The organism is Duganella aquatilis, assembly GCF_009674565.1.
Classification (GTDB): Bacteria; Pseudomonadota; Gammaproteobacteria; order Burkholderiales; family Burkholderiaceae_D; genus Rugamonas; species Rugamonas aquatilis.
Map to the genome: position 1 here is coordinate 178608 of NZ_WKJL01000008.1, position 21736 is coordinate 200343.

The following is a 21736-nucleotide window of genomic DNA, read 5'->3' on the forward strand; positions in this document are numbered from 1 at the left end:
TCCGCATTTAATATTGGTGATATAAAGTGTGCGGCAAACCGGTCTATAATCAAAACGAAAGATTTTGCGGCTTCACATGAAAAAAATTAATAGACCATGCTAGAGATACGCCACCTCCGCACGCTGAGCGCCCTGCGCTCTGCCGGCAGTCTCGTACGCGCTGCCCAACTGCTCAACCTGACGCAGTCCGCCCTGTCACATCAAATCAAATTGCTGGAAGATCGCTACGGCGGGCCGCTGTTTGAGCGCAAATCGGTGCCGATCGGCTTTACCGCCACCGGCAGCCGGCTGCTCAAGCTGGCCGACCTGCTGCTGCCGGAAATTGAAACCGCCGAGCGCGAAGTTGCGCGCCTGATGCAGGGAGATACCGGCCAGTTGCGGGTGGCGTTGGAGTGCCACACCTGTTTCGACTGGCTGATGCCGGTGATGGATGAATTCCGCAAGCGCTGGCCGGAAGTGGAGATCGACCTGGTGTCCGGCTTCCATAGCGAGCCGGCCGATTTGCTGCGCAGCGGCGAAGCCGACCTGGTCATCGGTTCGAACTACGGCCCGGACTTCGCCACCTTCCCGCTGTTCCGTTTTGAAATCCTGGTGGTGATGGCGCAGAAGCACCGCCTGGCCCAGCTGCGCCGCCTGCAGGCCGCCGATTTCGACGGCGAAACGCTGATCACCTACCCGGTGCCGGAAGAACGCATCGACCTCATCCGCGAGGTGCTGCATCCGGCCCACATCCCGTTCCAGCGCCGCACCGCCGAGCTGACGGTGGCGGTGCTGCAACTGGTCGCCAGCCGCCGTGGCATTGCCGCGCTGCCCAACTGGGCCATCAAGAACTATGTCGACTACGACTACGTCATCGCCCGCCCGGTCGGTGAGCAGGGCTTGTGGAGCGACCTGTTTGTGTCGGTCCAGGAGTCGCAAAAGCACAAGGCCTACGTGCTCGACTTCGTCAATGTGATACGCGAGCAATGCGCCGCTTCGCTCGACGGTATCAAATTATTATCGTGACAAATAGTTATTGTTTCTGCAAAATATACGCATAGGACTTTGATACGCATCAACGTGCGTGCGGATATCGGCGCATACGATGAGTGCCCACCAGTGGCGCTGCGGGCATGGATGCTGCTAGCAAATCTGGAGTTTCTCGCGGCAGCGCAGCATTGAAACCTCCCACGCCTTTCAGACGGACGGCGTATGATAAAAGTTCGCGTTGTCGCTCAACTTAGCCGGCTCCGGCTGGCGCATTGGAGAATCACATGGATGATGTAGTTATCGTTGCCGCCGGCCGCACCGGTGTGGGCAAATTCGGCGGCAGTCTGGCCAAAATCCCGGCTTCCGAGCTGGGCGCGCATGTCATCAAGGGCCTGCTGGCCAAATCCGGCATCGATCCCAACCTGATCAGCGAAGCCATCCTGGGCCAGGTGCTGACCGCCGGCGTCGGCCAGAATCCGGCGCGCCAGGCCGTGATCAAGTCCGGCCTGCCAAACACCATTCCCGGCTTCACCATCAACCACGTCTGCGGCTCCGGCCTGAAGGCCACCCACCTGGCGGCGCAGGCGCTGAAGGCGGGCGACTCGCAGATCATCATCGCCGGCGGCCAGGAAAACATGAGCGCCGCGCCGCACGTGATGCCAGGCTCGCGCGACGGTTTCCGCATGGGCGACATCAAGATGATCGACAGCATGATCGTCGACGGCCTGTGGGACGCCTTCAACCAGTACCACATGGGCACCACCGCCGAGAACGTCGCGAAGAAATACGAGATCTCGCGCGCCGAGCAGGACGAGTTCGCGCTGCAATCGCAGCTGAAAGCGGAAGCCGCGCAAAAAGAAGGCAAGTTCAAGGACGAAATCCTGCCGCTGGAAATCGTGCAGAAGAAGGGCAGCTTTGTCTTCGACACCGATGAATACGTCAAGCCGGGCTCGACGCTGGAAGGCCTGGCCGGCCTGCGTCCGGCCTTCGCCAAGGACGGCACCGTCACCGCCGGCAACGCTTCCGGCATCAACGACGGCGCCGCCGCCGTCATCATGACCACCGCCACCAAGGCCAAGGAACTGGGCCTGCCGGTGCTGGCCAGGATCAAGGCCTACGCCTCGTCCGGCCTGGACCCGGCCTACATGGGCATGGGCCCGGTATCGGCCACCAAGCTGTGCCTGAAAAAAGCCGGCTGGACGCCGGACGACCTGGACCTGCTGGAAATCAATGAAGCGTTTGCCGCGCAGGCGGTGGCGGTCAACAAGGAAATGGGCTGGGACACCAGCAAGATCAACGTCAATGGCGGCGCCATCGCCATCGGCCACCCGATCGGCGCGTCCGGCGCCCGTATCCTGGTCACGCTGATCCACGAAATGATACGCCGCGACGCCAAGAAAGGCCTGGCCTCGCTGTGCATCGGCGGCGGCATGGGCGTGGCGCTGGCGATCGAACGCGCGTAAGCACAATAAAAACAGCGGCCCGGCTCCAGGCCGGGCCAACTTCGAATTTTCGGCATCATACGAGGGGACAATTATGGCAAGAGTGGCATTGGTAACCGGTGGCATGGGTGGTCTGGGCGAGGCAATCAGTTATAAACTGTCGGCGCTGGGTTATTGCGTCGTGACGACTTATTCGCCAGGCAATCCGAAGGTGGAACAGTGGCTGGCGACGACGCGCGACCAGGGCTACAACTTCCGCGCCTATCCATGCGACGTGTCGGACTACGAGTCGGCACAGGCCTGCATCGCCGCGATCGAAAAGGACATCGGCCCGGTCGACATCCTGATCAACAACGCCGGCATCACGCGCGACATGACGTTCAAGAAAATGGACAAGGTGAACTGGGACGCGGTCATGAAGACCAACCTGGATTCCGTGTTCAACATGACCAAGCCGGTGTGCGACGGCATGATCGAGCGCGGCTGGGGCCGCATCATCAATATCTCGTCGGTTAACGGCCAGAAGGGCGCGTTCGGCCAGACCAACTATTCGGCCGCCAAGGCCGGCATGCACGGCTTCACCAAGGCGCTGGCGCTGGAAGTGGCCAAGAAGGGCGTGACCGTCAACACCATCTCGCCGGGCTATATCGGCACCAAGATGGTGATGGAGATCCCGCAGGACGTGCTGGACAGCAAAATCATCCCGCAGATCCCGATGGGCCGCCTGGGCAAGCCGGACGAAGTGGCGGGCCTGGTGGCTTACCTGTCGTCGGATGAGGCGGCCTTTGTGACCGGCGCCAACATCGCCATCAACGGCGGTCAGCACATGTCGTAACACGCGGCACCGTTGAAACGCCAGAGCCGGGTTCGTTCGCGATCCCGGCTTTTTTTTCGTACAATCTGCTATCGATGCCTAAAGGATAGCCATGTTCGACCCTGCCTCCACCTTGTTCCCGCCGATCGCGCCGTCCCGTCACGGCATGCTGGCGGTCGACGACGTCCACACCATTTATTGGGAAGAGGTCGGCAATCCGGCAGGCATCCCGGTGATTTTCCTGCATGGCGGCCCCGGCGCCGGCCTGTCGCCGCAGCACCGCCGCTTCTTCGATCCGGAACAGTACCGCGTGATCCTGTTCGACCAGCGCGGCGCCGGCAAGTCGACGCCGGTAGGCGAGTGCCGCAACAACACCACCCAGCTGCTGATCGCGGACATCGAACGCCTGCGCCTGATGTTCGGTATAGAACAATGGCTGGTGTTTGGCGGTTCGTGGGGATCGACGCTGGCGCTGGCCTACGGCGAGGCGCATCCGGAGCGCTGCCTCGGCTTCGTGCTGCGCGGCATTTTCCTGTGCACGCAAAAGGAAATCGACTGGTTCCTCGACGGCGCCCAGTGGTTCCATCCTGAAATCCACGCCGAATTCATCGCGCCGATTCCAGAGGCCGAGCGCGGCGACCTGCTGCAGGCGTATGTGAAGCGCATCATGAGCGACGACCCGGCCGTGCACTGGCCGGCGGTACGGGCCTGGAGCCGTTTCGAGGGCCGCCGCGTGTTCCTGCTGCCGCAGCCCGACGATACGCCGTCCGACGCGCTGGACCTGGGCATCGGCCGGCTGGAGTCGCACTACATGGCCAACCTCGGCTTCTTCAGCGACGACCAGCTGGTGCGGAACGTCAGCCGCATCGCCCATCTGCCGGTGGTGATCGTGCAGGGCCGCTACGACGTGATCTGCCCGCCGGTATCGGCCTGGCGGCTGCACCAGGCCTGGCCCGGCTCGGTGCTGCACATGATTCCGGACGCCGGCCACGGCGCCATGGAAAAAGGCATCGCGCAGGCGCTGGTGACGGCCACCGAGCAGTTCAAGCAGCAGCGCCGCTTTGCCTGAAAACGGCCCGTCCGAGACGCGGGCTGCTACACTGTGAACTAATCGATAAGAATAAAACGTATGGCAATCATGAACATCCAGACCGGGGACATCGGTCATATCATTCAACTGGCGATCGCGCCGGTGTTCCTGCTCTCGGGCGTGTGCACCAACCTGATCGTGCTGACCAACCGGCTGGCGCGCATCATCGACCGTTCGCGCGTGCTGGAAGACCGGCTCGATGTCGCCTACAGCGACCCGTACCTGAATGAGCTGGATCTGCTGTACCGCCGTTCGCACCTGATCAATATGTCGATCGGCCTGTCGACCGCCTGCGGACTGATGGTCTGCCTGATCATCGCCCTGCTGTTCCTGGGGGACATCACCAACATCGCGCTCGATAAATACATCGCCAGCATGTTCGTGGTGGCGGTGTTCTGCCTGGTCGGCAGCTTTGTCGCCCTTATGCGCGAAATCTTTGTGGCGTCGGCGTGGATGCGTTCCCAGCGCCACGTGCGCCGCAAGCGTTAACCTTTTTTTGTGAGAACATCATGCACGACTACCAACGCCCGCCCACCCTGTACCGCTACGGCGTGCGCGAAGACCTGGAACTGGCGCTGACCCAGGGCCAGTTCATCCTCCGTCCCGCCTCCAACTGCCTGACCCTGAGCTTTTCGCAGGCCTGGGACAGCAAGCTGTTCGAGCTGTTCTCGTCGGATGCCTGCCTGATCGTGCACAACACCGAGGAATTCGGCGAGCGCCTGCACCGCGCGGTGCAGCGTGCCTTGCCCAGCTGGGCCGGCATCGACGGCGCCGTGGAATACGGCACGCGCGCGGCCCTGGGCGCGGCCTTCACCAAGACCGCCGCCGAAGCGCAGGAGCAGGAGTGGCAGTTCGCGTGGCGCGCCATGCAGGCGCAATTGAGTCTGAATCCGGTGCTGATCAAGATCGGCAGCCTGGAAAACTTCGCCGAGCTGCGCTCGCAGGACACCTACCTGGCTTAAGGCTGGGGAATCGCCTCGACCTTCGGCGCGTCGCGCCGATCGAGGCGCGCCAGCACGGCGTTCATCATTTTCTCGATGTCGCCGCGCACCATCTTGGCGCCGAGCAGGCTGGGGACGTAGAAGTTCGGCATCAGTTTGCCGTGGTAGATGATTTTGGTGCCGCCGGTTTCCGGCACCGGCACCAGTTCCCAGCGTGCCTCGTAATGTTTCATGTCGCCGGAGATCAGCGAGATCTCGATCGAGGACATCGGCTGTTCGACCGCGCGCACGATCAGGTGGATGGTCTTGGCCATGAACAGGAAGCGCGCCACGCCGAATTGTTCGATGATCACTTCACCGCCGTTGCGCGACAAAACCTTGGACGATTCCATGTCCGGCACGAATTCCGCCATGCGGTCGTAACCGGTGAGGATGCGCCATACCTTGGGCAGTGGCGCGGCCACCGTGCCGGTGGCGTCCACTTCATACATATGTTGGCCGTCCTGATCGACGCGGTTGACCGACACTTCCAGCTTAGGCAATTCAAGCTTTGGTGTTTGCGCCATCACCGGGGCGGTCACACCCAACAACAAAAACACAAGGAATCGCATCATTCGACCAGCGTACGGTAAAGGGTGGCAGAATACAAGAGCAGCACGCACGGACTTTAGAAGCCCGGGTCTAGAGATTTGGGATTTAATGCGGGCATTATGAAAACGACACCTTACCCCCACCTGCTGGCTCCCCTCGACCTCGGATTCACGACGCTGCGCAACCGCGTCGTCATGGGATCGATGCATACCGGCCTCGAAGACCGCTTCTACAACTACGGCAAACTCGCGGCATTCTATCGCGAACGCGCGCGCGGCGGCGTCGGTCTGATCGTCACCGGCGGCATTTCTCCCAACCGGTCCGGCTGGCTGTTACCCTTTGGAGGTACGCTCAACTACAAGGGCGACGTGGTCAATCACCGCCGTGTGACCAAGGCGGTGCACGAGGAGGGCGGCAAGATTCTGATGCAAATTTTGCATTCGGGCCGCTATGGCTACCAGCCGTTCGTGGTGTCGGCCTCCGACAAGAAATCGCCGATCTCGCCGTTCAAGCCGCGCGCGCTGACCGAGGCCGGCATCGAACAGACCATCCGCGATTACGCCCGCTGCGCCAGGCTGGCGCGCGAGGCCGGCTACGACGGCGTCGAGGTGATGGGCAGCGAGGGCTATCTGCTGAACCAGTTCCTGTGCGCGCGCACCAACCTGCGCACCGACCAGTGGGGCGGCAGCATCGAGAACCGCATGCGGCTGTCGGTGGAAATCGTCAAGCGCATCCGCGCGGAAGTGGGCAATGACTTCATCATCATGTACCGCCATTCGCTGCTGGACCTGGTCGAAGGCGGCAATACCTGGGACGACGTGGTCACCGTCGCCAAGGCCTTGCAGCAGGCCGGCGTATCGATCCTGAACACCGGCTATGGCTGGCACGAGGCGCGCGTGCCGACCATCGTCACCTCGGTGCCGCGCGGCGCCTTCGCCAGCCTGGCGGGCCGCCTGCGGCTGGAGGTCAGTATTCCGGTGGTGGCGTCCAACCGCATCAACATGCCGGCCGAAGCGGAAGGCATCCTGCAGCGCGGCGAGGCCGACATGATTTCGATGGCGCGGCCGTTCCTGGCCGACTCGCATTTCGTGGTGAAAGCCGCCGAGGGCCGCGCCGACGAAATCAACACCTGCATCGGCTGCAACCAGGCCTGCCTGGACCACACCTTCTCGCGCCAGCGCGCCAGCTGCCTGGTGAACCCGCGCGCCTGCCACGAGACGGAGCTGGTGTACGCGCCGGCCGCGAAGAAGCGCCGGGTGGCGGTGGTCGGCGCCGGGCCGGCCGGCTTGTCGGCGGCCACGGTGGCGGCCGAATGCGGCCACGATGTCACGCTGTTCGACGCCAGCGACAGCATCGGCGGCCAGTTCAAGATCGCCATGCAGGTGCCGGGCAAGGAGGAATTCGCCGAGACCATCCGCTACTTCGGCCGCAAGATCGAACTGGCCGGCGTCAAGCTGCAACTGAACACGCGCGTCACGCGCGAACAGCTGCTGGCCGGCGGCTATGACGACGTGATCGTCGCCACCGGCATCAAGGTGCGCATGCCGCCGATCGACGGCATCGACCATCCGAAGGTGCTGTCGTACCTCGACGTCCTGCGCGACAAGGCACCGGTGGGCAAGCGCGTGGCGATCATCGGCGCCGGCGGCATCGGCTTCGACATGGGCGAGTACCTGCTGCACGATGCAAAACATCCGCTGCCGCTGGCGCTGGATGTCTGGGCCAAAGAGTGGGGCGTCAGCATGAAGGGCGATACGCCGGGCGGCCTGGTGCCGGCGTCGCAGCCGGAGCCGGTGCGCCAGCTGTATCTGTTGCAGCGCAAGACCTCGCGCCTTGGCGCGGGCCTGGGCAAGACCTCGGGCTGGGTGCACCGCGCGGTACTGGCGCGCAACGGCGTGGTGATGATCGCCGGCGTGCAGTACGACCGCATCGACGAGCAGGGCCTGCACATCACGGTGGGCGGCGAACAGCGCCTGCTGTCGGTGGATAACGTGGTGATCTGCGCCGGGCAGGACAGCCTGGTGGAGCTGATGCCGAGCGAGGAAGAGGCCAGGGCGAATGCGCAATGGCCGCGCTTCCACAAGATCGGCGGCGCCGCGCTGGCGGCGGAACTGGACGCCAAGCGCGCCATCAAGGAAGGCGCCGAGCTGGCCGTGGCGCTCTAGCAGCGGGCGGTCAGCAGCTGCTCTCGGCGCTGCGCTTGTCCAGGTATTTCTGCACGCTGTGCGCCTTGTTCATGCGTTCGACCGCCTCGTTCAGCGCCGGTATATAGCTGTTGAAGGACGAGGCTTTCGGCACCGCGATCACCGCCGGTTCCGCGTTGACCGACTTGGGCGTCACCACCCATTTGCCGGTGGCGGGGAACAGGCAATTCAGGCGCACTTCCAGCTGCGGCGCGGTGCGGTTGCTGTCGACCAGCACCGCGTCGACGCGGCCGGTGTCCAGCATCTTGAAGCGGCTGGCGATCGTGACAGCGTTTTCTTCGACGGTAAAAGTCTTGCCGCGATGCGCTTCGAAATCAGGGCCGAACTGGCCGCCGCTGGGAATCGAGATGACCTTGCCGCGCAAGTCTTCCCAGGTGCGGAAATCGATCGGCCGCTGCGTCGTCGTCACCAGCCATTGGTTGACTTCATACAGCGGCTTGGTGAAGTTGAAGATGCGCGCGCGTTCCGGTGTTTCGGCGGCGCCGAACAGCAGGCCTTCGCCATTCTTCGCCTTCATCTGCGCGCGGCGCCATGGATAGGCATGCACCACCAGCTTCAGTCCCGATTCGGCCGCCAGCAGGTTGATGATGCCGCTCATGGTCACCATGCCGGTGGAGGGCTGGCCATTCGGTTCGATCTGCTCGGGCAGGAATACCGGGATCTCCTGCCGTTCATCGGCCTGGGTGGCCGATTGGGCCGGCGTTACGGCGCTCAGGACGGCGAGCGCCAACAAGGCGAGTACAGTGTTCTTCATTAATGCGCGTGGTCGGTTTTCTTGAGCGTGTCCATCACGTAGGCGGTCATGCCCTTGGCCAGTTCCTGCTCGCCCATGAAGATCTCGCCGGCGCGCTCGCTGCGCAGCAGGTCCGCTTCCGCATCGTTGTGGGTACGCACCACGGTCTTGATGCCGGGATTGAGCGCGCGCGCGGTTTCGATCATGGCGCGCACGTGGAAGGTGTCCGGCGTGGCGATCACCAGCATCGACGCGTGCTGGATGTGGGCCTGGATCAGCACCGCCGGCTCGCCGGCGTTGCCGGCCACCGCGGGCGTGCCTTCCTTGCGCAGCTGGTCCACCACTTCGCGGTTCTGCTCCGCCACCACGTAGGGAATCTTTTGCTCCTTGAGCGCGGCGGCGATGCGGCGGCCCACGCGGCCGTAGCCGACCAGCACCACCTGGTTGCGCAGGTGCTCGTGCGGCACGTTCATCGGCAGCTCGGCCAGCGGGTCGGCCGGGCGGTCGAACTTGGCGGCCAGGCCGGGATTCTTGCCCAGCCAGCGCTCCAGCGGCTTGGTGAGGCGGAACACCACCGGATTGACGGCGATGGAGATGATGGCGCCGGCCAGGATCAGGCTCTGGCCTTCCACCGGCATCAGCTTCAGCGACAGGCCCAGCGCCGCCAGGATGAAGGAGAACTCGCCGATCTGCGCCAGGCTGGCCGAGACCATCAGCGCGGTCTTGGCCGGGTAGCGCAGCAGCAGCACCAGCAGGAAGGCCGCCACCGATTTGCCGACCACGATGATGGCGACCACGGCCAGCAGCTTGAGCGGCTGCTCGACCAGAATCGACGGCTCGAACAGCATGCCGACCGAGACGAAGAACAGTACCGCGAAGGCGTCGCGCAGCGGCAGCGATTCCTCGGCCGCGCGGTGCGCCAGCGCCGATTCGCGCAGCACCATGCCGGCAAAGAAGGAGCCCAGTGCGAACGACACGCCGAAGTAATGGGTGGAGGCGTAGGCGATGCCGACGGCGGCGGCGATCACGCACAGCGTGAACAGCTCGCGCGAGCCGGTGCGCGCCACCTGCCACAAAATCCACGGGAACAGCTTGCGGCCGACCACCAGCATCAGCACGATGAAGGCGCCGACCTGGCCCAGGGTGATGGCCAGCGTGGTCCACAGGCCGCCGTCGCCGGCGGCGCCGTGGCCATCCACCGCCTCACCGCCGAGCGAACCGGCCAGCGCCGGCAGCAGCACCAGCACCAGCACGGTGACCAGGTCTTCCACCACCAACCAGCCGACCGCGATGCGGCCGTTGAAGGTATCGAGGATGCCGCGTTCCTCCAGCGCGCGCAGCAGCACCACGGTGCTGGCCACGGACAGCGCCAGGCCGAATACCAGGCCGCCGCCGATGGTCCAGCCCCAGAAGTGGGCCAGTCCCATGCCGAGCGCGGTGGCGACGGCGATCTGCAGGATGGCGCCGGGCAGCGCCACCTTGCGCACGTCCCACAGGTCTTCCAGCGAGAAGTGCAGGCCGACGCCGAACATCATCAGCATCACGCCGATTTCGGCCAGCTGGCCGGCCAGGGCGGTATCCGCCACGAAGCCCGGTGTGGCCGGACCGATGATAATGCCCGCAGCGAGATAACCCACCAGCGCCGGCAGCTTCAGGCGCGTTGCAAGATAACCGAACAGGAGACCGGCTCCCAGCGCGGCGGCGATGGTGGTAATCAGACTGATATTGTGGGGCATGCGTACAGGGTTCCTTCAAAAATGATAAGGGAAACCCTGAGATTATCATACTCGCCCTGCCAGAACCTTAAGCTTGCCTTTTAAGCCAATGCCGCCGGCTGCATGCGGAAGCTGACGCCGAAGCGGTTGTAGGCATTCATCAGCGCCACGGCGACGGTGATGTCGGCCAGTTCCTGCTCGCTCAGCACTTTCAGCGCCTGCTGGTAGGCGGCGTCCGGCACCTTGGTCTGCTCGACGCGGGTGACGGTTTCGGCCCAGGCCAGCGCGGCCTGTTCCTTGTCGCTGAACAGGGCGGCCGCTTCGTCCCACACCGGCACCAGCGCGATCTTGTCGCTCTTCACGCCTTGCTTGAGCAGGTCGCGGGTGTGCATGTCGATGCAGTAGGCGCAGCCGTTGATCAGCGAAATGCGCAGGTAGACCAGTTCCAGCAGCTCGGCCGGCAGCGCCGACTTCACATACTCGTGGACGGCGCCGAAGCCTTTATACGCTTCAGGGGCAAATTTGAATACTTCCAGACGCTTGCTCATGATGATTTCCTTTAAGTGGTGAATGACGATGGAATCATTGTGCGCGCATATGGCCTATGCTTGAAGGGCCATAAATGGCATTTGGAACTAGGCCATGATTTTCAGGATGCGTTTGCCCAGCTCACGCGCGCGCGCCGGCGTGTCGATATTGGTGAAGGCCAGCAGCAGCGCCGGGCCGCCGTGCGGCAGCACGCCGCGTTCGGACAGCGCCAATGCCGACATGCCATGGTCGCGCATGCGCGCCGCCACGGCGCGGTCGGTGTGGCGGCCCTTCATGCGCAGCACCAGGTGCATGCCGCCCGGCTGCGGTTCCACCTGCACGTGCTGGCCCAGCGCCGCCGCCAGGCCGTCGGCGGCGATCTGGCGGCGCTCCGCATACAGGCGCCGCATGCGCTGGATGTGGCGCGCGAAATGGCCCTCGTTCATGAAGTCGGCGACGATGTGCTGCATCAGCGTCGGTCCGGCGGCGGCGAAGGTGCGGGTGATGTGTTCGAAGCGCTCCACCTGCGCCGGCGGCACCACCAGGTAGGCCAGCCGGATCGCCGGGAACAGCACCTTGCTGAAGGTGCCGGAGTACAGCACGCGGCCGTCGCGGTCCAGGCTTTTCAGGGCCGGCAGCGGGCGGCTGACGTAGCGGTATTCGCCGTCGTAGTCGTCCTCGACGATCCAGGCGCCGGCCTGCGCGGCCCAGTCCAGCAGCGCCAGGCGGCGCGGCAGCGACAGCGACACGCACAGCGGGCTTTGATGCGCCGGCGTGACGATGGCGGCCCTGGCGCGCGGCGCCCTGGCCACGCCGTGCGCCACCATCAGGCCTTCCGCGTCCACCTGTACCGGCACCGGCGTCAGGCCGGCGTCGCGCAGCAGCTCGCTGGTGGGCGGGTAGCCGGGATCTTCGACCCACGCCTGGTCGCCCGGCTGCAGCAGCGCGCGCGTGACCAGCTCCATGCTGTTGCGGTAGCCGTTGGTGATGAACACCTGCGACGGCGTGCAGTCGATGCCGCGCGACAGCTGCAGATAGGTGGCGATGGCGATGCGCAGTTCGGGCAGGCCGGCCCACGGCGGATAGATCATGTGCTCCGGCTGCGTGGCGCGTATCGCGCGCGCGGCCAGCCGCGCCCATACCTTGCGCGGGAAGACGTCCAGCGCCGGTATGCCCATCTGGAACGGCCTAGTGGAGGAGGCGGCGTCGCCCAGGTTGCTGTGGACCGGCGCCGAGGACTGGATGGGGGCAGGCGTCGCAGGTGCGCGGTGCGCCAGCGCGGTCGTGACCACGGTGCCGGCCTGGCCGCGTGCTTCCACATAGCCTTCCGCCGTCAGCAGGCCGTAGGCCGATTCCACCGTGCCGCGCGCCAGGCCCAGCTCCAGCGCCAGGGCGCGCGCGGCGGGGATGCGGTCGCCCGGCTGCAGCAGGCCTTCCGCGATCGCGTTGCGGAAGCGGGTGTATATTTGGCGGTACAACGGCTCCGCCGCGCTGGTGTCCAGCTGCAGGAAATCCATGGTCTACTCCATATGTCATTTCATGGCTCTGTGGATTATGCCATCGGCGGACTACGATGGTGTCTTTGAAAGGACATGCCATGAAAATCGTAGAAACGGAACAAGAGCTGCGCGCCTGCTATCCTGTGATGAAGGAGCTGCGCCCGCACCTGCAATCGGAAGACGCGTTTGTGGCGCAGATATTGCGCCAGCGCGAACAGGGCTACCGCATCCTGGCGGTGTGGGAAGGCGGGGAAGTGGTGGCGCTGGCCGGCTACCGCCTGCAGGAGAACACGGTGTACGGCCGCTTCCTGTACGTCGATGATCTCATCGCGGCGGAGCAGCACCGCAGCCGCCGCTGGGGCGCGCTGCTGCTGACCAAGCTGACGGCGATGGCCGAGGAAGCGCAATGCGCCCGGCTGGTGCTGGATACGGGACTGACCAATGTGCTGGCGCAGCGTTTCTACTTCCGCGAAGGGATGCTGCCTGGCTCGCTGCGTTTTGCGAAGGTGTTTGCATGAAGACGATATTGCATATCAGCGCCAGTGCGCGCGGCGAGGAATCGGCCAGTTACCGCCTGTCGCGGCAGGTGATCGCCCAATTGCGGGAACAGCATCCGGAGGTCCGGCTGGTGTCGCGCGATCTGTACGCCGAACCGGTGCCGCATATCGACAGCCTGTATGCCAGCACGCTGGCGCGGCTGCCGGGCGGCGCGGCGCATGCGCAGGGCTTGTCGTCGCTGGCGTGGTCGGATCTGCTGATCGAGGAATTGAAGGCGGCGGACGCGGTGGTGATCGCCACGCCGATGCACAACTTCACCGTGCCGTCGGTGCTGAAGGCGTGGCTGGATCACGTGGTGCGCATCGGCGTCACCTTCAACGCCACGCCGCAAGGCAAGGTCGGCACGCTGGCCGACCGGCCGGTCTATATCGCGGTCAGCTCAGGCGGTCCGCGCAGCGGCGAACGCGCGCGCCAGCCGGACTTCCTCGAACCCTACCTGCGCGCCATCCTGAGCACCATCGGCCTGCAAGACCTGCATTTCGTTTAGAGGCGCTTGACCACCACGCAGCCGATCGAATAGCCGGCGCCGAAGGAGCAGATGACGCCCAGCTCGCCCGCCGCCATGTCGTCGGAATATTTGTGGAAGGCGATGATGGAGCCGGCCGACGAGGTGTTGGCGTATTCGTCCAGGATCACCGGCGCTTCGCCCGGTTCGGCGTCGCGGCCCAGCACCATGCGGCTGATCAGCAGGTTCATGTTCAGGTTGGCCTGGTGCAGCCAGAAGCGTTTCACCTGCGGCACTTCCAGCTGGGCGCCGGCGATGGTGTCCTTGATCATTTCGGCGGCCATCGGGCACACGTCCTTGAACACCTTGCGGCCCTGCTGGCGGAACAGCTTGTCGGCCTGGCCCACGCCGGCTTCGTCGAAGCGGTTGAGGAAGCCGAAGTTGTTGCGGATGTTGTTGGAGAAGCTGGTCTTCAGCTTGGTCTCCAGGATTTCCCAGCGGTGCGCGCCCTTGGCCGTGTCGGCCGCTTCGATCACCATCGCCGTGCAGGCGTCGCCGAAGATGAAGTGGCTGTCGCGGTCGCGCCAGTTCAGGTGGCCCGAGGTGATTTCCGGATTCAGCACCAGCACCGCGCGCGCCTGGCCGCTCTGCACCGCCGCCACCGCCTGCTGGATGCCGAAGGTGGCCGAGGAGCAGGCCACGTTCATGTCGAAGCCGTAGCCGTCGATGCCCAGCGCGCCCTGCACTTCGACCGCCATGGCCGGATAGCCGCGCTGCATGTTGGAGCAGGCCACCAGCACCATGTCGATATCGGCCGGGGTGCGGCCGGCGCGGTCCAGCGCCTGGCGCGCGGCGGCGACGCAGATCTCGGCCTGCAGCGACAGTTCCTCGTCGGCGCGTTCCGGGATGTAGGACACCATGCGCTTGGGATCGAGGATGCCGGCTTTTTCCATCACATAGCGCGCCTTGATGCCGGAGGCTTTCTCGATGAAGGCCACGCTGGACGGTTCCAGCGCCGTCACCGCGCCGTCCGCGATGGCGGCGGCGTTGTCGGCGTTGAACTGTTCGACGTAGGCGTTGAAGCATGCGACCAGTTCTTCGTTGCTGATCGACTGCGCCGGAGTGAAGAGGCCGGTACCGCTGATGACGGCTTGTTTCATGATTAAACTTTCAAATTGAGCAATGGCAGATGCCAATAATGGAGCAAATTCTACACAATGCGTGCGCGGTCAGCGCAAATAAAAACAACCGGGGTCAGTTCTGCCAATCGCACACGGGCTCAACCATTGCAATGGTTGAGCCCGTGTGCGATTGGCAGAACTGACCCCGGTTTGGGGTTCGCTACAACCACTGCTTATTTTTTAAGCGCGGCGGTGTCCACCGAGACCACGGTGGTGCCTTGTTTGGCCAGCTGGACCGGCAGGCCCTTCAGGTGGTTCAGCGCCTGCTGCAGCTGGAAGTCGTCGTCGCTGCCGTATTCCAGCGGTTTGCGTTTCTTTTCCAAAGCGACCATGCGCAGTTGCTCTTCCAGCTCGTCGCGCTTGCTCTTGGCGCCTTCGGCCTCGCGGTCGTTGGCCAGGTGCTTGTCGAGGTCGGCTTCGCGGGTGCGCAGCGCGTTGAGGCCGTCGCCGTCGGCGTTTTCATCCACCGCCACGTCCGGCGTGATGCCCTTGGCCTGGATCGAGCGGCCGTTCGGCGTGTAGTAGCGCGCCGTGGTCAGCTTGACGGCGGTGTCGGCGGTCAGCTGGCGGATGGTCTGCACCGAGCCCTTGCCGAAGGTCTGCGAGCCGATGATGTCGGCGCGCTTGTAGTCCTGCAGCGCGCCGGCGACGATTTCCGAGGCCGAGGCCGATCCGGTATTCACCAGTACCACCATCGGCACTTTCTTGACGGCAGCCGGCAGCCTGGCCAGCGCGTCGTTCTCGCCGCGCAGCTCGTAGTATTCGGGACGGCCGTAGAAAATCTGCTTCTGGTCCGGCAGCTGGCCGTTGGTCGAGACGATAGGCGAATCCTTCGGCAGGAAGGCGGCGGCGACGCCGATCGCGCCTTGCAGCACGCCGCCCGGGTCGTTGCGCAGGTCCAGCACCAGACCCTTGATGTTGGGGTCCTGTTTATAGAGTTCGAGGATCTTGGCGGCCATGTCGTCCACCGTCGGCTCCTGGAACTGCGAGATGCGCAGCCAGGCATAACCCGGCTCGACCAGCTTGCCCTTGACGCTCTTCTGGTGGATTTCCTCGCGCGTGATGTTGAACACCAGCGGCTCGGCCTCGCCCTTGCGCAGGATGGTCATGCTGACCTTGCTGTTCGGTTCGCCGCGCATCTTCTTGACCGAGTCGTCCAGCGACATGCCCTTGACGGGAATGTTGTCGAGACGGCTAATCAGGTCGCCCGGCTTGATGCCGGCGCGCCAGGCCGGCGAGTCCTCGATCGGCGCCACGATCTTGATATAGCCATCCTCGCTGGGGCCGATCTCGATGCCGAGGCCGACGAACTTGCCCTGCGAACCTTCGCGCAGTTCGGCGTAGGCTTTCTTGTCCAGGTAGGCGGAGTGCGGGTCGAGCGAGGCGACCATGCCGGAAATGGCTTCGGTCAGCAGCTTCTTGTCCTCGACCGGCTCGACGTAGTCGGATTTGATCAGGCCGAACACATCGGCCAGCTGGCGCAGCTCTTCCAGCGGCAGCGGCGGGTCCACCGGCTTTTGCGCCATGGCGGAAAATTGCAGAGAAATGGCGACGCCGGCCACCACGCCCAGTCCGACCAGACCGGAATTCTTTAACTTCTTGCCCATGTTTCACCTGTCTTAGCTAGCCGCTGCGGAGTTGCAGCCTGCATGAATTGAGTATAAACCTGATTCCCAGCAAACGTAGTAGCCGTCACGAAATGATTTATACCTTTACGAGGTTTTACAACGCTTGCCGTTGACTTTTAAACGGCACCAAACGGGGCCTGGCGTAACGTTATGTTGACAGGTTTGTGTACAGTGTATCCCTACCGTTGACGACGGTAAGTAATTGTAAGAACCCCTGAAACACCCAATTTCGCGCCCTACACTGAGCTCGTATTTCTCTCTACCCTGAAGTGGTTTTTTGCCAGCGCCCCAAGCGCTGGCTTTTTTTTATCTACGGAGCATACATGCGATTTCTGCCATTTCCATCCCCGTCCTTCCTGCGCCGCGCCGGCGCCGCGCTGGCCCTGTCGGCCCTGCTGTCGCCCGCCTTCGCCCTGCCGGTGATGGAGATGCGCGCCGAAGATTATCTGCCGATGGCGGCCGAACTGAAGAAATCGCTGAACCTGAACCCCAACCAGCAAACGCTGTGGGCGCAGACCGAAACCCGGACCCGCAACCTGCTGCGCGAACGCAAGGCGCGCCGCGAACGCCTGCAGGCCGCCACGCTGGCCGGCACGCAAGGCGCCAACGTCGAGCTGCGCGACCTGGCCAAGGCCATCGACGATGAAACCAACCTCAGCACCACGGAAGAGAAGCAGCTGCGCGAATGGTGGCTGATGGTCAACGACGCCCTGTCCGAAAGCCAGCGCCAGACCGTGGTGCAGCTGCTCAGCGAACAATTGCAGCGCGTGCCGGACAGCGGCGGCGCTGCGCGTCCGGAGCGCAAGGAAGAGGGCGGCGAGCATCGCGGCGGCAAGGGCGGCGGCCGTGGCGGCATGGGCGGCGGCGGCATGGGTGTCGGCGCCGGCGGCGTCAACGTCAGCCTGCCGGGCAGCGGCGGCTAAGGGATACACGTAGGAAGTGTTGTTGCTACTGTATCGTAAAGTAAAAAGCCCGCCGCAAGCATGGCTGCCGGCTGGGCTGACGGTAGAATTCCCGGCAAGAATTCCATCCGATAACGATCATGAGCAAATTACTACCCCTCGCCTGGCTGGCCGTGCTGGGCGCGGCCGACGCCTGCGCGCAAGCAGATAGCGCAGCGGCGGATGCACCACGGCCCGCCGTCAAGGCGGCAGCGGACGACAAGCAAGTACAACAGGTCACCATCAGCGGCGGCCGCGCCAGCGACATGGACGAGCGCCGCAACTCGGTGGCCGGCAAGCAGGTCTATGGCCGCGAGGAGCTGGACCGCAACGGCGACAGCAACCTCGGCGACGTGCTCAAGCGCCTGCCGGGCGTCACGCTGGGCGGCCGCCCGGGCCGCGGCGGCGACGTGCGCATGCGCGGCATGGGCAGCGGCTACACGCAGATCCTGGTCAACGGCGAACGGCCGCCGGCCGGCTTCTCGATGGAGTCGCTGGCGCCGGACCAGGTGGAGCGGGTCGAGATCATGCGCGGCCCGGTGGCCGAGCACAGCACGCGCGCCATCGCCGGCACCATCAACATCATCCTGCGCGACGGCTACCAGCAGCGCGACAACCAGCTTAAGCTCACCGATTCGATCGAGCAGGGCCGCCATTCGCCGAATCTCTCGCTGACGGTGCCGGGCAAGACCGGCAGCCTGACCTGGCTGCTGACCGGCTCGCTGTTCGACAACCACCAGCACGACCAGACCGCAACCGTGGACCGCGACACGCGCGCCGACGGCGTGGTGGTCAAGGACGAGAACGTCCTCGACGAGACCCGGCGCGAGACGCGCGGCCTGTTTTTGACTCCGCGCCTGTCGTACAAGTTCGACAGCGGCGACACGCTGAATTTCCAGCCCTTCCTGATGGCCAACCGCAGCGACAGCAACGGCCGCAGCGACCTGGCGCAGGGCGCCGGCCTGGTGCCGCCCAGTCTGCTGCAACCGCCAGAATACAATCTGGCGCTGACCGACGGTCACACCGAGTCGACCTTTCTGCGCGGCTTCGGCAACTGGGTGCACAAGCTGCAGGGCGCCTCCAAGCTGGACGTCAAGTTCGGCTTCGGCGCCGGCCACAGCGACAACGACGCGCTGCGCTACCAGTACGACAACGCCGGCAATCTGCTGGACCGCTTTACCGACACCGCCACCGTGCGCGACCGCAGCGCCAACACCGGCGGCAAGTACAGCACGCCGATCGGCAAGCAGCACTCGCTGGCGGCCGGCTGGGACGTGGAACTGGGCCACCGCCAGGAAACCAAGGTCTCGCTGGACAAGAACGGCGCCGCGCAGTTTGCCGATTCCGGCGACAACCTGACCGCCGACACGCGCCGCCTGGCGGTCTTTGCGCAGGACGAGTGGGATATCTCGGCGCAATGGTCGGGTTATGCCGGCGTGCGCTGGGAAGGCATCCGCACCACCAGCAGCGGCGGCAGCGCGGGCGAGATCAGCAACACCAGCAGCGTACTCAGCCCGCTGCTGCACGCGGTCTACCGCATTCCCGGCCACGACAAGGACCAGATCCGCGCCAGCCTGACCAAGAGCTACAAGGCGGCCAATATCCAGGACCTGATCGCGCTGCCGGCGCTGTCGCGCCTGAACAGCGCCACGCAGCCTGACCGCACCGGCAATCCCAACCTGAAGCCGGAGCTGGCCACCGGCCTCGATCTGGCCTACGAGCATTACCTGGGCCGCGCCGGTATCCTCAGCGCCAGCGGTTTCATCCGCAATATCGAAGACCTGATCCGGCGCGACATTTCGCTGGAAAACACGCTGACCGGTCCGCGCTGGGTGTCGACGCCGCGCAATATCGGTCACGCGCAGACCAAGGGCATCGAGCTGGAAGCCAAGTTCCAGCTGCAGGAGCTGGTGGCCGACGGACCGGCCATCGATTTCCGCAGCAACTACAGCCATTTCTGGTCCAGCGTGGATGATATTCCGGGCCCGAACAACCGCCTCGACGCGCAGCCGAAACAGACCGCCAACGTCGGCCTGGACTACCGCATGAAGGACGCGCCGCTGACTCTCGGTGGCAGCCTCAACTGGACGCCGGAAACGCTGATCCAGAGCAGCGTGTCGCAGCTGGTTTACACTAGCCGCAAGCGCTCGTTCGACGCCTATGGCTTGTGGAAGTTCAACGCCCGCAACCAGCTGCGCGTTTCCGCCAATAATCTGATGGCGGAGGACGCCATCGGCGCCAACACCGTGAGCACCAACGGCCTGACACAATTGGCCAACACGACCAACCAGACGTATGTCGTCTGGAGCGTCAAATATGAAATGAAGTTCTAACCATAAGGACACGCTGTGAACAAACGATTGCTGCTGACCACTCTGACCCTGAGCCTGATGACCGCCTTCGGCGCCGCCACCGCCGCCGACACCCTGTCCTCCGGCATCGACATTCCGAACATGGACACCAGCGTGCGTCCGCAAGACGATTTCTTCACCTACCTGAACGGCAGCTGGCTGAAGACCACCGAGATCCCGGCCGACAAATCGAGCTGGGGCACCTTCGCCAAGATGCGCGACGACACGCTGCCGCAGCTGCGCGGCCTGATCGAAAAAGCCGAAGCCGACAAGACCCGCAAGAACGGCAGCGAAGCGCAGAAGATCGCCGACCTGTACGCCAGCTACATGGATGAAGCCAAGCTCAACGAGCTGGGCATCCGTCCGCTGGCCGGCGAGCTGAACCACATCCGCGCGCTGAAGGACAAGAAGGGCCTGCCTATCCTGATCGCCCACCTGGCGCAGATCGGCATCACCACGCCGTACAGCGTCAGCGTGCGCCAGGATGCGCGCGAATCGACCAAGTACGCGGTGTACGTCAGCCAGAGCGGCCTGGGCCTGCCGGACCGCGACTACTACCTGAAAAAAGACGACGCCAAGATGGCCAACGCCCTGGCCAAGTACGAGCTGTTCGTCACCAAGCTGCTGACGCTGTCGGGCGACCGCAATCCGGGCGCCAACGCCAAGAAAATCATCGCGCTGGAAACCGCGCTGGCCGAAGTGCAATGGACCAAGGTCGAGAACCGCGACCCGGTCAAGCGCTACAACAAGATGCCGCTCAAGCAGCTGGCCGAACTGGCGCCGGGCTATGACTGGGGCCACGCGCTGGCCGCCGCCGGCGTTGCCAACAAGATCGACTCGGTGATCGTCAGCCAGCCGAGCTTCCTGACCGGCTTCGGCGCGGTGTTGGAGAAGACCGACCTGGCCACCTGGAAAGCCTACTTTGAATGGCAGCTGCTGCGCGAGACCGCGCCGTTCCTGTCGAAAGATTTCGCCGATGCGTCGTTCGATTTCTACAGCACCGTGCTGACCGGCGTGGCGGTCAAGCCGCCGCGCTGGAAAACCGGCGTCGGCCTGGTGGAAGGCAGCCTGGGCGAAGCGCTGGGCAAGCTGTACGTGGCCGACTACTTCCCGCCGGAGCGCAAGGCGCGCATGGACGAGCTGGTGAAGAACGTGCTGGCCTCGTACAAGACCTCGATCGACAATCTCGACTGGATGAGCCCGGCCACCAAGCTGGAAGCCCAGGCCAAGCTGGCCAAGTTCACGCCGAAGATCGGCTATCCGAGCAAGTGGCGCGACTACTCGACGCTGGTGATCATCAAGAACGACCTGGTGGGCAACGTGCTGCGCACCTCGAACTACCGCCACCAGCGCATGCTGGCCAAGCTGGGCAAGCCGATCGACCGCGAGGAATGGGGCATGACGCCGCAGACCATCAACGCCTACTACAACTCGACCATGAACGAGATCGTGTTCCCGGCCGCGATCCTGCAACCGCCGTTCTTTGACGCCAAGGCCGACGACGCGGTCAACTACGGCGCCATCGGCGCGGTGATCGGCCACGAGATCAGCCATGGCTTCGACGACGGCGGCAGCCAGTCCGACGGCGACGGCAACCTGCGCGACTGGTGGACCAAGGAAGACCGCGCCAACTTCAAGGCCAAGGCCGACGCGCTGGTCAAGCAGTACGACGGCTACAGCCCGCTGCCGGGCTACCACGTCAACGGCGCGCTGACCCTGGGCGAGAACATCGCCGACAACAGCGGCATGGCGATCGCCTACAAGGCTTACCAGCTGTCGCTGGGCGGCAAGCCGGCGCCGGTGATCGACGGCTTCACCGGCGAGCAGCGCTTCTTCATGGGCTTCGGCCAGATCTGGCGCGTGAAGATGCGCGAAGACCAGCAGATCCTGCAGATCAAGACCGATCCGCATTCGCCGGGCCAGTACCGCACCAACGGCCCGGTGGTCAACCAGCCGGGCTTCTACGACGCCTTCGGCGTAAAACCGGGCGACAAGCTGTATGTTGCGCCAGAACAGCGCATCATCATCTGGTAAGCGTTTAGCCCCTGCAAAAAAGCCACCTCGCGTGGCTTTTTTGTTATTGTTTCAAGACTTTCGGGAGAGCCA

General features: G+C 64.2%; 19 protein-coding genes. 12 read left to right on the plus strand and 7 right to left on the minus strand.

What is annotated here, in order from left to right:
• The first annotated feature begins 96 nt into the window (after positions 1-96).
• The 6 genes from GJ698_RS13470 to GJ698_RS13495 all read left to right on the plus strand — a co-directional run bounded on the left by GJ698_RS13470 (position 97) and on the right by GJ698_RS13495 (position 5277).
• Entirely contained in the window at positions 97-1005 is a 909-nt protein-coding gene (locus GJ698_RS13470) for a LysR family transcriptional regulator (RefSeq protein ID WP_154358127.1), read from the plus strand.
• A 248-nt stretch (positions 1006-1253) separates the two neighbouring features.
• Entirely contained in the window at positions 1254-2432 is a 1179-nt protein-coding gene (locus tag GJ698_RS13475; RefSeq protein WP_154358128.1) for an acetyl-CoA C-acetyltransferase, read from the plus strand.
• A gap of 73 nt (positions 2433-2505) precedes the next feature.
• On the plus strand, positions 2506-3246 hold the full coding sequence (gene phbB / locus GJ698_RS13480) for an acetoacetyl-CoA reductase (RefSeq protein ID WP_154358129.1): 741 nt from the start codon (positions 2506-2508) through the stop codon (positions 3244-3246).
• 91 nt (positions 3247-3337) lie between these two features.
• Positions 3338-4294 (plus strand): prolyl aminopeptidase, encoded by a 957-nt coding sequence (pip, locus tag GJ698_RS13485; protein ID WP_154358130.1) that lies wholly within the window; start codon positions 3338-3340, stop codon positions 4292-4294.
• Positions 4295-4363: 69 nt separating this feature from the next.
• On the plus strand, positions 4364-4804 hold the full coding sequence (locus tag GJ698_RS13490) for a DUF2721 domain-containing protein (protein ID WP_154358163.1): 441 nt from the start codon (positions 4364-4366) through the stop codon (positions 4802-4804).
• A gap of 20 nt (positions 4805-4824) precedes the next feature.
• Positions 4825-5277 (plus strand): hypothetical protein, encoded by a 453-nt coding sequence (locus GJ698_RS13495; protein WP_154358131.1) that lies wholly within the window; start codon positions 4825-4827, stop codon positions 5275-5277.
• On the opposite strand, the gene GJ698_RS13500 is transcribed toward GJ698_RS13495, so the two are convergent.
• The gene (locus tag GJ698_RS13500; RefSeq protein WP_229259973.1) at positions 5274-5870 is read right to left on the minus strand and encodes an SRPBCC family protein; all 597 of its coding nucleotides are present in this window, start codon (positions 5868-5870) and stop codon (positions 5274-5276) included. The genes GJ698_RS13495 and GJ698_RS13500 overlap by 4 nt on opposite strands.
• Positions 5871-5966: 96 nt before the next feature.
• Here GJ698_RS13500 and GJ698_RS13505 point away from each other — a divergent pair, with 96 nt between their 5' ends.
• Positions 5967-8012 carry an NADPH-dependent 2,4-dienoyl-CoA reductase gene (locus tag GJ698_RS13505; protein WP_154358132.1) on the plus strand — a complete coding sequence of 682 codons (2046 nt, stop codon included), beginning with the start codon at positions 5967-5969 and terminating at the stop codon, positions 8010-8012.
• A 10-nt stretch (positions 8013-8022) separates the two neighbouring features.
• Here the strand turns inward: GJ698_RS13505 and GJ698_RS13510 are convergent, their stop codons facing one another.
• From GJ698_RS13510 to pdxR, 4 genes are all read right to left on the minus strand, one after another.
• A complete protein-coding gene (locus tag GJ698_RS13510) occupies positions 8023-8805 on the minus strand; it encodes a substrate-binding periplasmic protein (RefSeq protein ID WP_154358133.1) in 783 nt (260 codons plus the stop codon).
• Complete coding sequence (locus GJ698_RS13515) at positions 8805-10520, minus strand: cation:proton antiporter domain-containing protein (RefSeq protein ID WP_154358134.1); 1716 nt, start codon at positions 10518-10520, stop codon at positions 8805-8807. The genes GJ698_RS13510 and GJ698_RS13515 overlap by 1 nt, the downstream gene beginning before the upstream one ends.
• An 80-nt stretch (positions 10521-10600) precedes the next feature.
• Complete coding sequence (locus GJ698_RS13520; protein ID WP_154358135.1) at positions 10601-11047, minus strand: carboxymuconolactone decarboxylase family protein; 447 nt, start codon at positions 11045-11047, stop codon at positions 10601-10603.
• Between the two features lie 87 nt (positions 11048-11134).
• Positions 11135-12544 (minus strand): MocR-like pyridoxine biosynthesis transcription factor PdxR, encoded by a 1410-nt coding sequence (gene pdxR / locus GJ698_RS13525; RefSeq protein WP_154358136.1) that lies wholly within the window; start codon positions 12542-12544, stop codon positions 11135-11137.
• 80 nt (positions 12545-12624) lie between these two features.
• Here pdxR and GJ698_RS13530 point away from each other — a divergent pair, with 80 nt between their 5' ends.
• Complete coding sequence (locus GJ698_RS13530; protein ID WP_154358137.1) at positions 12625-13044, plus strand: GNAT family N-acetyltransferase; 420 nt, start codon at positions 12625-12627, stop codon at positions 13042-13044.
• On the plus strand, positions 13041-13571 hold the full coding sequence (locus tag GJ698_RS13535; protein WP_154358138.1) for an FMN-dependent NADH-azoreductase: 531 nt from the start codon (positions 13041-13043) through the stop codon (positions 13569-13571). Before GJ698_RS13530 ends, GJ698_RS13535 begins: the two co-directional genes overlap by 4 nt.
• On the opposite strand, the gene GJ698_RS13540 is transcribed toward GJ698_RS13535, so the two are convergent.
• Positions 13568-14689, minus strand: coding sequence for a beta-ketoacyl-ACP synthase III (locus tag GJ698_RS13540; protein WP_154358139.1), 1122 nt, complete (start codon positions 14687-14689; stop codon positions 13568-13570). The two genes, GJ698_RS13535 and GJ698_RS13540, sit on opposite strands and share 4 nt — an antisense overlap.
• A 194-nt stretch (positions 14690-14883) precedes the next feature.
• Positions 14884-16317 (minus strand): S41 family peptidase, encoded by a 1434-nt coding sequence (locus GJ698_RS13545; RefSeq protein WP_154358140.1) that lies wholly within the window; start codon positions 16315-16317, stop codon positions 14884-14886.
• A 344-nt stretch (positions 16318-16661) separates the two neighbouring features.
• Between GJ698_RS13545 and GJ698_RS13550 the strand changes: the two genes are divergently transcribed.
• The 3 genes from GJ698_RS13550 to GJ698_RS13560 all read left to right on the plus strand — a co-directional run bounded on the left by GJ698_RS13550 (position 16662) and on the right by GJ698_RS13560 (position 21664).
• Positions 16662-17261: a hypothetical protein gene (locus GJ698_RS13550; protein ID WP_154358141.1), complete on the plus strand. Its 600-nt coding sequence runs from the start codon at positions 16662-16664 to the stop codon at positions 17259-17261.
• A 119-nt stretch (positions 17262-17380) separates the two neighbouring features.
• Positions 17381-19612: a TonB-dependent receptor plug domain-containing protein gene (locus GJ698_RS13555; RefSeq protein ID WP_154358142.1), complete on the plus strand. Its 2232-nt coding sequence runs from the start codon at positions 17381-17383 to the stop codon at positions 19610-19612.
• 57 nt (positions 19613-19669) lie between these two features.
• Complete coding sequence (locus GJ698_RS13560; protein ID WP_154358165.1) at positions 19670-21664, plus strand: M13 family metallopeptidase; 1995 nt, start codon at positions 19670-19672, stop codon at positions 21662-21664.
• Positions 21665-21736 lie beyond the last annotated feature (72 nt).

Excerpts from the sequence above, each read along its gene's own strand:
- GJ698_RS13470 (WP_154358127.1), top strand. The coding sequence starts at position 97 with ATGCTAGAGATACGCCACCTCCGCACGCTGAGCGCCCTGCGCTCTGCC.
- GJ698_RS13475 (WP_154358128.1), top strand. The coding sequence starts at position 1,254 with ATGGATGATGTAGTTATCGTTGCCGCCGGCCGCACCGGTGTGGGCAAA.
- phbB (WP_154358129.1), top strand. The coding sequence starts at position 2,506 with ATGGCAAGAGTGGCATTGGTAACCGGTGGCATGGGTGGTCTGGGCGAG.
- pip (WP_154358130.1), top strand. The coding sequence starts at position 3,338 with ATGTTCGACCCTGCCTCCACCTTGTTCCCGCCGATCGCGCCGTCCCGT.
- GJ698_RS13490 (WP_154358163.1), top strand. The coding sequence starts at position 4,364 with ATGAACATCCAGACCGGGGACATCGGTCATATCATTCAACTGGCGATC.
- GJ698_RS13495 (WP_154358131.1), top strand. The coding sequence starts at position 4,825 with ATGCACGACTACCAACGCCCGCCCACCCTGTACCGCTACGGCGTGCGC.
- GJ698_RS13500 (WP_229259973.1), bottom strand. The coding sequence starts at position 5,870 with ATGATGCGATTCCTTGTGTTTTTGTTGTTGGGTGTGACCGCCCCGGTG.
- GJ698_RS13505 (WP_154358132.1), top strand. The coding sequence starts at position 5,967 with ATGAAAACGACACCTTACCCCCACCTGCTGGCTCCCCTCGACCTCGGA.
- GJ698_RS13510 (WP_154358133.1), bottom strand. The coding sequence starts at position 8,805 with ATGAAGAACACTGTACTCGCCTTGTTGGCGCTCGCCGTCCTGAGCGCC.
- GJ698_RS13515 (WP_154358134.1), bottom strand. The coding sequence starts at position 10,520 with ATGCCCCACAATATCAGTCTGATTACCACCATCGCCGCCGCGCTGGGA.
- GJ698_RS13520 (WP_154358135.1), bottom strand. The coding sequence starts at position 11,047 with ATGAGCAAGCGTCTGGAAGTATTCAAATTTGCCCCTGAAGCGTATAAA.
- pdxR (WP_154358136.1), bottom strand. The coding sequence starts at position 12,544 with ATGGATTTCCTGCAGCTGGACACCAGCGCGGCGGAGCCGTTGTACCGC.
- GJ698_RS13530 (WP_154358137.1), top strand. The coding sequence starts at position 12,625 with ATGAAAATCGTAGAAACGGAACAAGAGCTGCGCGCCTGCTATCCTGTG.
- GJ698_RS13535 (WP_154358138.1), top strand. The coding sequence starts at position 13,041 with ATGAAGACGATATTGCATATCAGCGCCAGTGCGCGCGGCGAGGAATCG.
- GJ698_RS13540 (WP_154358139.1), bottom strand. The coding sequence starts at position 14,689 with ATGAAACAAGCCGTCATCAGCGGTACCGGCCTCTTCACTCCGGCGCAG.
- GJ698_RS13545 (WP_154358140.1), bottom strand. The coding sequence starts at position 16,317 with ATGGGCAAGAAGTTAAAGAATTCCGGTCTGGTCGGACTGGGCGTGGTG.
- GJ698_RS13550 (WP_154358141.1), top strand. The coding sequence starts at position 16,662 with ATGCGATTTCTGCCATTTCCATCCCCGTCCTTCCTGCGCCGCGCCGGC.
- GJ698_RS13555 (WP_154358142.1), top strand. The coding sequence starts at position 17,381 with ATGAGCAAATTACTACCCCTCGCCTGGCTGGCCGTGCTGGGCGCGGCC.
- GJ698_RS13560 (WP_154358165.1), top strand. The coding sequence starts at position 19,670 with ATGACCGCCTTCGGCGCCGCCACCGCCGCCGACACCCTGTCCTCCGGC.